The organism is Rhodanobacter sp. UC4451_H18, assembly GCF_052978225.1.
This window is the reverse complement of record NZ_CM129663.1, coordinates 1,659,974-1,671,569: the sequence shown is the minus strand read 5'-3', so window position 1 is coordinate 1,671,569 and position 11,596 is coordinate 1,659,974. Positions and strand designations below refer to the sequence as shown.

At 68.7% G+C, this 11,596-nt stretch carries 11 protein-coding genes; 8 read left to right on the top strand and 3 right to left on the bottom strand.

The window, feature by feature from the left end; genetic code table 11:
- Positions 1 to 59 precede the first annotated feature (59 nt).
- The 3 genes from ACVCMG_RS07675 to ACVCMG_RS07665 all read left to right on the top strand — a co-directional run bounded on the left by ACVCMG_RS07675 (position 60) and on the right by ACVCMG_RS07665 (position 3,593).
- Complete coding sequence (locus ACVCMG_RS07675) at positions 60 to 344, top strand: LysM peptidoglycan-binding domain-containing protein (RefSeq protein ID WP_447115288.1); 285 nt, start codon at positions 60 to 62, stop codon at positions 342 to 344.
- Positions 345 to 625: 281 nt separating this feature from the next.
- On the top strand, positions 626 to 1,132 hold the full coding sequence (locus tag ACVCMG_RS07670; RefSeq protein WP_447115287.1) for a hypothetical protein: 507 nt from the start codon (positions 626 to 628) through the stop codon (positions 1,130 to 1,132).
- A gap of 235 nt (positions 1,133 to 1,367) precedes the next feature.
- Positions 1,368 to 3,593 carry an NADP-dependent isocitrate dehydrogenase gene (locus tag ACVCMG_RS07665; RefSeq protein ID WP_447115286.1) on the top strand — a complete coding sequence of 742 codons (2,226 nt, stop codon included), beginning with the start codon at positions 1,368 to 1,370 and terminating at the stop codon, positions 3,591 to 3,593.
- An 18-nt stretch (positions 3,594 to 3,611) separates the two neighbouring features.
- Here the strand turns inward: ACVCMG_RS07665 and ACVCMG_RS07660 are convergent, their stop codons facing one another.
- A complete protein-coding gene (locus ACVCMG_RS07660; protein ID WP_447105543.1) occupies positions 3,612 to 4,556 on the bottom strand; it encodes an aldo/keto reductase in 945 nt (314 codons plus the stop codon).
- A gap of 102 nt (positions 4,557 to 4,658) precedes the next feature.
- A complete protein-coding gene (locus ACVCMG_RS07655) occupies positions 4,659 to 4,856 on the bottom strand; it encodes a hypothetical protein (RefSeq protein WP_447097255.1) in 198 nt (65 codons plus the stop codon).
- 108 nt (positions 4,857 to 4,964) lie between these two features.
- On the opposite strand from ACVCMG_RS07655, the gene ACVCMG_RS07650 reads away from it, so the two are divergent.
- From ACVCMG_RS07650 to ACVCMG_RS07635, 4 genes are all read left to right on the top strand, one after another.
- Entirely contained in the window at positions 4,965 to 5,885 is a 921-nt protein-coding gene (locus ACVCMG_RS07650) for a LysR substrate-binding domain-containing protein (RefSeq protein ID WP_447115285.1), read from the top strand.
- Between the two features lie 73 nt (positions 5,886 to 5,958).
- Positions 5,959 to 7,071 carry an S-(hydroxymethyl)glutathione dehydrogenase/class III alcohol dehydrogenase gene (locus ACVCMG_RS07645; RefSeq protein WP_447115284.1) on the top strand — a complete coding sequence of 371 codons (1,113 nt, stop codon included), beginning with the start codon at positions 5,959 to 5,961 and terminating at the stop codon, positions 7,069 to 7,071.
- Positions 7,072 to 7,305: 234 nt separating this feature from the next.
- Positions 7,306 to 8,265, top strand: coding sequence for a class I SAM-dependent methyltransferase (locus ACVCMG_RS07640; protein ID WP_447115283.1), 960 nt, complete (start codon positions 7,306 to 7,308; stop codon positions 8,263 to 8,265).
- Between the two features lie 23 nt (positions 8,266 to 8,288).
- Positions 8,289 to 8,825, top strand: a complete 537-nt coding sequence (locus ACVCMG_RS07635) for a pseudouridine synthase (RefSeq protein WP_395116325.1) — start codon at positions 8,289 to 8,291, stop codon at positions 8,823 to 8,825.
- A 61-nt stretch (positions 8,826 to 8,886) separates the two neighbouring features.
- On the opposite strand, the gene ACVCMG_RS07630 is transcribed toward ACVCMG_RS07635, so the two are convergent.
- Positions 8,887 to 9,684, bottom strand: a complete 798-nt coding sequence (locus ACVCMG_RS07630) for a TatD family hydrolase (protein ID WP_447115282.1) — start codon at positions 9,682 to 9,684, stop codon at positions 8,887 to 8,889.
- Between the two features lie 205 nt (positions 9,685 to 9,889).
- On the opposite strand from ACVCMG_RS07630, the gene ACVCMG_RS07625 reads away from it, so the two are divergent.
- Positions 9,890 to 11,482 (top strand): M4 family metallopeptidase, encoded by a 1,593-nt coding sequence (locus ACVCMG_RS07625; RefSeq protein ID WP_447115281.1) that lies wholly within the window; start codon positions 9,890 to 9,892, stop codon positions 11,480 to 11,482.
- Positions 11,483 to 11,596: the final 114 nt, after the last annotated feature.

Sequence of the window (11,596 nt, the reverse complement as noted above, 5' to 3'; positions counted from 1 at the left end):
ACGGGGCGTTGATCGCGCAGCCGTTACCCATGGCGCTTGGCATCGGATCGGAGATCGACATGGGCGAGCGGAGTGACCAGCGCGAAGAAGTGCGCCGCCAGGCGGCGCGGATGTCGCCGGCGAACAAGGCGGATTTCACCGATACCGCGTCGCACGCCAGCGGTGCGGTGGACGGGACCCGCATCTACGAGGTCGCCGCCGGCGACGACCTGCAGGGCATCGCCCGTCGCTTCTACGGCAATGCCGACGGCTGGCGGCGGATCCTGGACGAGAACCGCGACCTCATCGCCGACCCCGGTCGGCTCGTGGCGGGGCAGATGCTGAAGATTCCGGCGAAACCGTGAGCCTCGCGCGGCCAGGGCGACGCGCCGACATCGCGCGTTCAGCTGGCCGCCTCAAGCTGAACGGCGCACCGCGGTGCTGATGGCCTGCTCACGAGCTGTTTACCGCGCCGCCGTTACCTGTGGTCGCCAGCTTCCCGCAGTGCCTTGGTGAAGTCTCGTGTTCGACGCGCTTGGCGACGAACTCCCAACCCGGATCGGACCCAAGCCAGACGGGTCCGTGCAACCCCGGGCTTTCCGCGATGAAAAGAGGTGCCCCCATGAAAACTACCCGACAACCCCTGATGCTTGCCGCGTCGCTGGCCGCAGCACTGGCGCTGGGTGCGTGCGGCAAGAGTGAGCCGGCCTCGCCGGTGCCCTCCAGTCCGCCGCCGAGCGGAACGGCAGCGTCCACCTCGCCGGAGCCACCGGCATTTCCGCCCCCGGCCACCAGCACGGGCTTGGCCAATGAGAGCGACGTCGCGGCCGTGAGCTTCGCCTCGCTTGAAGTGGGTTCGAGCGTCGACGCCAACCACAAGGTCGTGGCCACAGCCACCAGCTTCGCGCCGAAGGACACCATCTACGCGTCGGTCGAGACCACGGGTTCGGGCCACGCCACGCTGACGGCCCGGTGGCTCGGCCCGCGGGACCAGGCCTTGCACGAGGACAGCAAGGAGCTCGATGCATCCGGCCCGGAAACGACGGCCTTCATGATCAGCCAGCCGGAGGGCTTCCCGCAGGGCGACTACAAGATCGAGATCTTGCTGGACGGGCAGCCGGTGGCGAGCAAGGACTTTTCCGTGAAGCCATGACGCTCCCTGCGCCTGGCCGCCGAAAGGGACGCGCTCGCCGCGTCCCTTTCGTTTTGCGGTGGAAAGGTCGGCGGGCATGACGGCATGAAGGCGACGCGCTTTCCCGTGGCACGCTAAAACGCGACAATGGGCAGATTGCACGCGCGATGATCGGGTCTTTCGCCGCCGCGATGACGCCGAGCGTGCAACGACATCCATCCCGCGCCACGCGGCAGCAGAGAGGTTCACTCATACCATGTCCACGTCGTCCAAGATCATCTACACGCTGACCGACGAAGCCCCGTTCCTCGCCACGCAGTCGCTGCTGCCGATCATCGCTGCCTTCGCCGGCACCGCCGGCATCGCGGTGGAGACGCGCGACATCTCGCTGGCCGGGCGCATCATCGCGCTGTTCCCCGAGCGCCTGCGCGAGGACCAGCGCATCGCCGACGACCTCGCCGAGCTGGGCCGCCTGGCCACCACGCCGGAGGCGAACATCATCAAGCTGCCCAACATCAGCGCCTCGATGCCGCAGCTGAAGGCCGCGATCAGGGAATTGCAGGGCCAGGGCTACGCGGTGCCGGATTATCCCGACGAGCCGAAGGACGCCGACGAGAAAGACATCAAGGCGCGCTACGACCGGGTCAAGGGCAGCGCGGTGAACCCGGTGCTGCGCGAGGGCAACTCCGACCGCCGCGCGCCGGTTTCCGTGAAGAACTACGCGCGCAAGCATCCGCACCGGATGGGCGCGTGGAGCTCGGATTCGAAGACCCGCGTGGCGCACATGGACGGCGGCGATTTCTACGGCAGCGAGAAATCCGTGACGGTGGAGCATGCCGGCAGCGTGCGCATCGAGTGGTTCGGCAAGGACGGCAGCCAGGTCGTGCTGAAGCCGAAGACGACGCTGCTTGCCGGCGAGATCATCGACGCGGCGGTGATGTCGCGCCGCGCGCTGGCCGCGTTCATCGACGCGCAGATCGCCGACGCAAAGAAGCAGGGCGTATTGTTCTCGCTGCATCTCAAGGCGACCATGATGAAGGTCTCCGACCCGATCATGTTCGGCGTGGCGGTGGGCGAGTTCTACAAGGACGTGCTGGTCAAGCATGCCGACGCGCTGAAGCAGGCCGGCTTCAATCCGAACAACGGCATCGGTGATTTGTACGCGCGCCTCGGCAGTCTGCCGGAGGCGACCCAGGCGGCGATCAGGGCCGACCTCGATGCCGAGTACGCGCAGCGTCCTGCGCTGGCGATGGTGAACTCCGACAAGGGCATCACCAACCTGCACGTGCCCAGCGACGTGATCATCGACGCCTCGATGCCGGCGATGATCCGCGACTCCGGCAAGATGTGGAACGCGAAGGGCGAGCTGCAGGACATCGTGGCGGTGATCCCCGACCGCAGCTACGCCGGCGTCTACCAGGCCACCATCGAGGACTGCAAGGCGCATGGCGCGTTCGATCCGGCCACCATGGGCAGCGTGCCGAACGTGGGCCTGATGGCGCAGGCGGCCGAGGAATACGGCTCGCACGACAAGACCTTCCAGATCGCCGGCGACGGCGTGGTGAAGGTGATCGACGAGGCCGGCAAGGTGCTGCTGCAGCATGACGTGGAAGCCGGCGACATCTGGCGCATGTGCCAGACGAAAGATGCGCCGATCCAGGATTGGGTGAAGCTGGCGGTGAGCCGCGCGCGGCACACGCCGGCGGTGTTCTGGCTGGACCCGCAGCGTGCGCACGACCGCCAGGTGATCGCCAAGGTCGAGCGCTACCTGAAGGACCACGACACCAGCGGCCTGGACATCCGCATCATGGATCCGGTGGCCGCCACCAAGTTTTCGCTCGAGCGCATCCGCCAGGGCCTGGACACCATCTCGGTCACCGGCAACGTGCTGCGCGACTACCTCACCGACCTGTTCCCGATCATGGAGCTGGGCACCAGCGCGAAGATGCTGTCGATCGTGCCGCTGATGGCCGGCGGCGGCCTGTTCGAGACCGGTGCCGGCGGCTCGGCACCGAAGCACGTGCAGCAGTTCCTGGAAGAGAACTACCTGCGCTGGGATTCGCTCGGCGAGTTCCTCGCGCTGGCCGCCTCGCTGGAACACCTCGGCAACCGCTACGGCAACGCCGAGGTCGACGTGCTGGCCAAGACGCTGGACCAGGCCAACGGCAAGTTCCTCGACACCGACAAGTCGCCCTCGCGCAAGGTCGGCGGCATCGACAACCGCGGCAGCCACTTCTACCTCGCCATGTACTGGGCACAGGCGCTGGCGGCGCAGGACGTGAGCGCCGCGCTGAAGGCGAGGTTCGCGCCGCTGGCCAAGGCGCTGACGGAGAACGAGGCGACCATCGTCGACGAGCTCGCCCGCGTGCAGGGCAAGCCGGTCGACATCGGCGGCTATTACCACCCGGACCGGATGAAGGCCGGCGCGGCGATGCGGCCCAGCGCCACGCTCAACACGGCGCTGGGGTTGTTGTCCGCGTGATGGCGTGATCGCGGCGGATCAGGCGCTGGCCTGATCCAGCGCCGCGATCTCGTCGGCGCGCAGCGAGAGCTGCAAGGCGCCGAGCAGTTCGTTCAATTGCGTCACGCTGGTGGCGCTGGCGATCGGCGCACTGATGCCCGGGCGCGCCATCAGCCAGGCCAACGCCACCTGGGCCGGCGTGGCGTGATGGGCGGCGGCCACCGCGTCCAGCGCAGCCAGCACGCCGAGTCCGCGCGGATTGAGGTGGGCGCGCACGCCACCGCTGCGTGCCGGATGGCCGGCGAGGTCGGCCGCCTGGCGGTACTTGCCGCTGAGGAAACCGCTGGCCAACGCGTAGTAGCAGATCACGCCGATGTTTTCGCGGCGGATCAGCGGCTCCAGTTCGGCCTCGTAGCCGCGGCGGCTGACCAGGTTGTATTCCGGCTGCAGCACGTCGTAGCGCGGCAGGTTGTGCTGCTTGGATACGGCCAGTGCGTCGGCGAAGCGTTCGGCGCTGTAGTTGGAGGCGCCGATCGCGCGCACCTTGCCCTGCTCGATGAGTCGCGCGAAGCCGCCCAGGGTGTCGGCCAGCAGCACGCTGGCGTCGTCCTCGTGCGCGAAATACAGGTCGATGTGATCGGTCTGCAGCCGCTGCAGCGAACCCTCCACCGCCTGCTGCAGATTCACCGGCGCCAGCCCGCGGTGCCGCGTCCATTTGCCGACCTTGCTGGCGATCACCACCTGGTCGCGCTTGCCGCTGCGCCGCAGCCACTTGCCGATGATGGTCTCCGACTCGCCGCCGTGGTTGCCCGGCACCCATGCCGGGTAGACGTCGGCGGTGTCGATCAGGTTGCCGCCGCCATCGACGAAGGCGTCCAGCAGCTCGAACGCGCGCGGCTCGTCCACCGTCCAGCCGAAGACGTTGCTGCCGAAGGCGAGCGGCGCGATCGAAAGGGAGGTGCCGCCGAGTGACCGCTGTTGCATGGAACGCCTCTCCTGGTAACGAGCATGGAAAAAGGCGCGCGACGGTTGTCGCGCACCTTCATTCACATGGTGCATTCCAGGCCGCATTCAAGCCGCGGATGGCTAGTGCGGCGCCACGATGCGCGGCCACACGGCGGCGCAGCAGGCCAGTGCTGCGGCCTTGGCGTCGCGGCTGACGGGTGCTTCGACGGCCTCGGTGTCGGCGGTGTCGGCGGCCGGTGTTTCCGTGCGCCATTCGAGGTCGTCCTTGTGCAGCAGGTGGCCGTGCAGGAACAGCAGATCTTTCCAGATCGAGCTCATGGGGTGCCTCCTCGGGAGGGTGTCAGGCTTGGGGTGTGCTCAAGATACGCGCGCGGACAAGCGCCAAAAAGCGATATATTCGCAAGCCAGACTTGAGAGATATTCAAGATGGGCAAGCTGCCGCTGGGACTGCTGCAACAGTTCGTGCTGATCGCCCGCCAGGGCAATCTGTCGCGCGCGGCGCGCGAGGCGAACCTCACCGTCAGCGCGCTCAGCCATCAGATGAAACAGCTGGAGGAGCGGCTGGATCGGCGCCTGTTCGAGCGCGGGCCGCGCGGGGTGACGCTGACCGTCGACGGCAACTGTTTGCTGGAAGCGGTGGGCGAGCACGTCGACGGCATCGAGCACGCGCTCGGCGCCTATCGCACGCGCCACCACGATGCGCTCACGCTCAGCGCCAGCCCCGGCATCATGTCGAGCTGGCTGGTGCCGCGGTTGCCGAAACTGGTCGCTGCGTATCCGGAGCTGGAACTCAGCCTGCAATCCGGTTCGACCCTGGTGAACTTCGCGCGCGAACCGGTGGACGTGGCGCTGCGTTACGGCCGCGGCCAGTGGCCGGAGCTCCTCTGCGAAAGGCTGTTCGGCGAATGGATCGCACCGGTGGCCGCGCCCGCACTGGTCGCGCGGATGGCCGGCGTCGATCCGCACGATTTGTCGCGCTGGCCGCTGCTCGGCGAGCCCGGCGAATCGACCCGCTGGAGCGACTGGTTCGGCCGCACCGGCGGCGCGCCGCCGAAACGCTACGTGGCGCAGTTCGACAGCCTCGACGCGCTGCGCCATGCGGCGCTGGAGGGTCTCGGCGTGGCGCTGGGGCGGATGGTGACGTCGAAGTCGCTGATCGACGCCGGCCGCCTGCAGGTGCTGGGCAACAGCTACCTGGCGGTGAAGGAGGCCTATTGGCTGGTGTATCCGCCGCGCTCGCAGGAGCACCGCGGCCTGCAGCGCTTCCGCGACTGGCTGCTGGCGGAGGCGGCCGAATACCGGGGGCAGATGTCGAGCTTCCGGCCCGACGACCTGGCGGTCGATTGACGCAGTTGCGCAAAGTGGCTGAAAACAGGCCATCATCGCGGGTCATTGCCGATCCATTGCGAGGAGTCGAACCATGAAATCACGCGCCGCCGTCGCCTGGGCCGCCGGCCAGCCGCTCTCCATCGAACAGGTCGACGTGGCCGGCCCGAAGGCGGGCGAGGTGCTGGTGCGCATCGTCGCCACCGGCGTGTGCCACACCGATGCGTTCACCTTGTCCGGCGACGATCCGGAAGGGCAGTTCCCGGTGATCCTCGGCCACGAGGGCGGCGGCATCGTCGAGGAAGTCGGCGCGGGCGTGACCTCGCTCAAGGTCGACGACCACGTGATTCCGCTGTACACGCCCGAGTGCGGCGAGTGCAAGTTCTGCCGCTCGGGCAAGACCAACCTGTGCCAGAAGATCCGCGTCACCCAGGGCCGGGGCCTGATGCCCGACGGCACCTCGCGTTTCTCGCTCGACGGCAAGCCGCTGCTGCACTACATGGGCACCAGCACGTTCAGCGAGTACACCGTGCTGCCGGAAATCTCGCTGGCGAAGATCAACAAGGCCGCGCCGCTGGAAAAGGTCTGCCTGCTCGGCTGCGGCATCACCACCGGCATCGGCGCGGTGCTCAATACGGCGAAAGTGGAACCCGGCGCCTCCGTCGCGGTGTTCGGCCTGGGCGGCATCGGCCTGTCGGTGGTGCAGGGCGCGGTGATGGCCAAGGCCGGACGCATCATCGCGATCGACCGCCACCCGGAAAAATTCGCGATGGCCAAGGCGCTTGGCGCCACCGACTGCATCAACGTGGCCGACTACCCCGACACGCCGATCCAGCAGGTCATCGTCGAGCTCACCGATGGCGGCGTGGACTACTCGTTCGAGTGCATCGGCAACGTCCACGTGATGCGCGCGGCGCTGGAGTGCTGCCACAAGGGCTGGGGCGAGTCGATCATCATCGGCGTGGCCGGCGCGGGCCAGGAGATCAGCACGCGGCCGTTCCAGCTGGTCACCGGCCGGGTGTGGCGCGGCTCGGCGTTCGGCGGCGTCAAGGGTCGCTCGCAACTGCCCGGCTACGTCGACCGCTACCTGGCCGGCGAGATCCACATCGACGAGATGATCAGCCAGGTGCTGCCGCTGGAGCGCATCAACGAGGCGTTCGAGCTGATGCACGGCGGCAAGGTGATCCGCTCGGTGATCCATTACTGAGCCGTTCTTGCGGGCTGCGGGATGCCGTAGAATGGGTGCGCGAGAGGGGCGGGCGCACGGCTCGCTTCCACCTGTCCACCTGGTCTGCACGGTCTTTCCGCCATATTGGCCGCCATCAACCGCTTTGTGCTCCACCTGCCCCGCGACGGCCTCGGCCGGAGGCGGGCAGTCGTGTGGCGCATTCGAACCACCACTGCATCGCGTCCGGACGGCCTGCGGGCCAGGGAGTCAACGATGAACCAAGCGAATCCTGCCAACTCTTCGTCCCGCGCACGATCGCGGCCGCGTTTTGCCTGGCTGCTGATCGCCGCGCTGGCGCTGCCGGCATGTGCGCAACAGGTGGCGCCGGGCGCCTCCACCGAAGCGGACCAGCCGGCCGATGCGCTGGTGCCGCCGACCAGCGCCAGCGATTTCACCGCCTCGCAACTGGACCAGGTGCTGGCGGGCAGCTGGCGTTCGCCGGCCAACCGTGCGCGTGACGTCTATCGCCATCCCAAGGCGACCTTGCAGTTCTTCGGCGTGCAGCCGGACCAGACGGTGATCGAGATCACCCCCGGCGGCGGCTGGTACAGCGAGATCCTGGCGCCGCTGCTCAACGACAACGGCCACTACATCGCCGCAGTGACGGCGCCGCGCCGCGACGCCGAGGCGCGCCGCGACGACAGCGCGCTGCATCGCCTGTTCGCCGCCGATCCGGCGCACTACGGCAACGCGAAAATCATCGAGTTCGATCCGCGCGCGCCGGTGTTCGGCCCGCCCGCCTCGGCGGACACGGTGCTGACCTTCCGCAATGTTCACAACTGGGTCCAGGCAGGTACCGCGCCGGCCATGTTCAAGGCGTTCTTCGCGGTGCTGCGGCCCGGCGGCGTGCTGGGCGTGGCCGACCATCGCGCCGCGCCGGGTGCCAGCCTCGAATCGGTGAAGGGCAGCGGCTACCTGCCCACCGACTACGTGGTGAAGCTGGCCGTCGAGGCTGGTTTCGTGCTCGACGGCAGCAGCGAGGTCAACGCCAACCCGCAGGACACGCACGACCATCCCAAGGGCGTGTGGACGCTGCCGCCCACGCTCACCATGGGCGAGCAGGATCGGGCGAAGTACCAGGCCATCGGCGAGTCGGATCGCATGACGCTGCGCTTCGTCAAGCCGACCGCGCCGACGAGTGCCGCCACTGCCGCCGCCACGTCCGCCCGGTAATCCGGGCGGTCGCTGCACCCGTCATGCTGCTGGCGCTCAACAAGCCGTACGGCGTGCTCTGCCAATTCACCGACCGCGAAGGCCGCGCCACGCTGGCCGATTACGTCGCGCAAACGGACGTCTATGCGGCTGGGCGGCTGGATCGCGACAGTGAAGGTCTGCTGCTGCTCACCGACGACGGCGCACTCGCGCACCGGCTCACCGACCCGCGCCACAAGCAGGCCAAGACCTATCTGGCCCAGGTCGAAGGTTGCATCGACGAGGCCGCGCTGGCCGCGCTGCGCCGTGGCGTGAGATTGAACGACGGCCCGACCCTGCCGGCCGAGGCCGCCTTCGCCGCCGAACCGGACTGGCTGTGGCCGCGCGACCCGCCGGTGCGCTTCCGCCAGGCGATCCCCACCAGCTGGCTCAGCCTCACCCTGCGCGAAGGCCGCAACCGTCAGGTGCGTCGCATGACCGCCGCGGTCGGCTTTCCGACCTTGCGGCTGATCCGCGTGCGCGTCGGCGACCACGCGCTGGATGGCCTGGCCCCCGGCGAGTCGCGCGTGCTGACGGTGTAGGGCGGGCGCTGCCCGCCGCTCTTCACTCTTCGGGACGCGGAATCCGGCGGGCAGTGCCGCCCTACGCCAGCGGCGGCAATCCGAAGAACGCCTCGGCGGTCGCCGTGCTGTTCGCGGCGGTGACTTCCGGACTCTCGCCGCGGTCGCGGGCGATCTCCTCGCAGATGTGCCTCAGGTACATCGGCTCGTTGCGCCGATGCGCCGGCGACGGACGCACCGTGCGTGGCAGCAGGTAGGGCGCGTCGGTCTCGATCATCAGGCGGTGCGCGGGGATCTCGCGCACCAGCTCGCGCAGGTGGGTGCCGCGGCGTTCGTCGCAGATCCAGCCGGTGATCCCGATGTGGCAATCCAGTGCGAGGTAGTCGCGCAGCGCCTCGCCGGTGTCGGTGAAGCAGTGCACCACCGCGCCGGGCACCTTGTCGCGCCAGCGCCGCAGCAGCGCGACGAAATCGTCGTGCGCATCGCGCTGATGCAGGAACAGCGGCTTGTGCACATCCGCCGCGATCCGCAGTTGGCGCTCGAACACGGCCAGCTGGACCTCGCGCGGCGAGTAGTTGCGGTTGTAGTCCAGTCCGGTTTCGCCAATCGCGCGCACCGCCGGGTCGCGCGCCAGCTCGCGCAGCAGCGCCTCGGTGGCGTCGTCGAAGTCGATCGCGTGGTGCGGATGCACGCCGGCGGTGGCGAACAGGCGGCCGGCGTGGTCGTGTGCCAGGGCCAGTGCGTGGCGGCTGCCGGCGGCAGAGGCGCCGGTCACGATCATCCGGCTCACGCCGTGCTCCTGCGCACGCGCCAGCATGGCGTCGAAGTCGTGCCGGAACGATTCGTGGCCAAGATTGGCGCCGATGTCGATGAGCTGCATGAAAGGCCTGCGGGAAGCGTGAAATGGGCGACGAAAGAACACGAGTTTGGACAGGTTCTCGGAATTTTTCCAATTGACGGGCCGCGCACTGCTCACCTACGGTCGCCGATTCGCCGCTCCGGGGAGGGCGGCGGAATCCAGCTGACCGTGCTGCGGCGCCTGCGCGCCGCCACGGCAGATCGTCTGAATGTTTTGGGGGATGGAAATGCTCAACAAGAAACTCGTCGCTGCCCTGGTCCTGGCCCTGGGTGGCGCCACCGCCGCGTCGTGCATGGCCGCAGCGCCGCTGCACATTCGCGCCGGTGCGATGGGCCGGATCGCGCCTGCAACGCTGGCGAACCGACTGGGCCTGGGGACGGACGCCTCGTTCCAGGCGGATCGCCAGCTGCGCACCGCGCACGGCACGCTGAAATCGCGCGAGCGGCAGACCTGGCGCGGCGTGCCGGTTTACGGCCGCAGCGTGGTGGTGGAACGCGACACGCGCGGCGCGGTGCTGTCGGTGGCGGGCTCGGCCGAGCGCGACATCGGCGCGCAACTCGCTTCGGCGCAGCCGCGGCTGACGGCCGCCGCCGCTACCGCCGCGCTGCGCCGGCACATGGGCGATACCGGCCTGGCGGCACGCAATGTCGACAGCGAGCTGTTCGTCTACCCGCAGGCCGGTCGCGCGCCGCGGCTGACCTATCGCGTGTCCTACGTGCTGGACAACCACGGCCAGCCGTCGCGACCGACCGCGATCGTCGACGCCGACACCGGCGCCGTGCTCAAGCAGTGGGACGGGCTCGCCCACGGCCGGCGTCCGCCGGGCGGCGGCAGCACGCCGGTCGCGGTCACCGTCACCGGCCCGGGCGGCAACGCGCTGACCGGCTCGTACAACTACGACAACTCCGGCCCGGGTCGCGAGCGCCTCGATGCGGTGCGCATCGGCAGCGTGTGCTACCTGCAGGACGCCGACGTGGCCACCTACAACCTGGCCGGCGGCCAGCGCGTCACGCAGTGGTCGTTCGGCTGTGCCGGCAGCAATCCGGCGCTGTGGGTGAGCCAGGGCGACGCGATCAACGGCGCATATTCGCCGATCAACGATGCGCATCATTTCGGCGGCGTGGTGCACGACATGTACTCGACCTGGTTCGGCGAGCCACCGCTGAAGAACACCGACGGCTCGGCGATGCAGCTGTCGATGTGGGTGCACTACGGCACCAACTACGAGAACGCGTTCTGGGACGGCCGCGAGATGGTGTTCGGCGACGGCGACCAGTACTTCTTCCCCTTCGTGGTGCTGGACGTGACCGGGCACGAGATCAGCCACGGCTTCACCGAGCAGCATTCGGGGCTGGAATACACCGGCCAGTCCGGCGGCATGAACGAGGCGTTCTCCGACATGGCCGGCGAAGCGGTGAAGTACTTCGACCGCGGCAGCAACGACTTCATGGTCGGCGCGGACATGGTCAAGCCGGCCACGGTGCCGCTGCTGGGCATGGCGGCGCTGCGCGACATGTGCACGCCGAGCAACGATGGTGCGTCCATCGACAGCGCGCGCGATTACAACGACTCGCTCGACGTTCATTACAGCAGCGGCGTGTACAACCGCGCGTTCTGCCTGCTGGCCAAGACCAGCGGCTGGAACACGCGCAAGGCGTTCGAGGTGTTCCACGACGCCAATGCGCTGTACTGGAGTCCGCAGGAAACCTTCGACGGCGGCGCCTGCGGAGTGGAACAGGCCGCCACCGACCGTGGCTATGCCGAGGCCGACGTGGCCGCTGCCTTCAACGCAGTGGACGTGGCCTGCGCCGCACCCTGAACCGGCCCGTTCGGGCCGAATCCGCCACCGGGCGTGACCGGCGCAAGCCGCACGCCCGGGTGGCTGCACATCACACGCCAGGCACCGCCACGCGCATCGTCGCGCGGGCGGCGC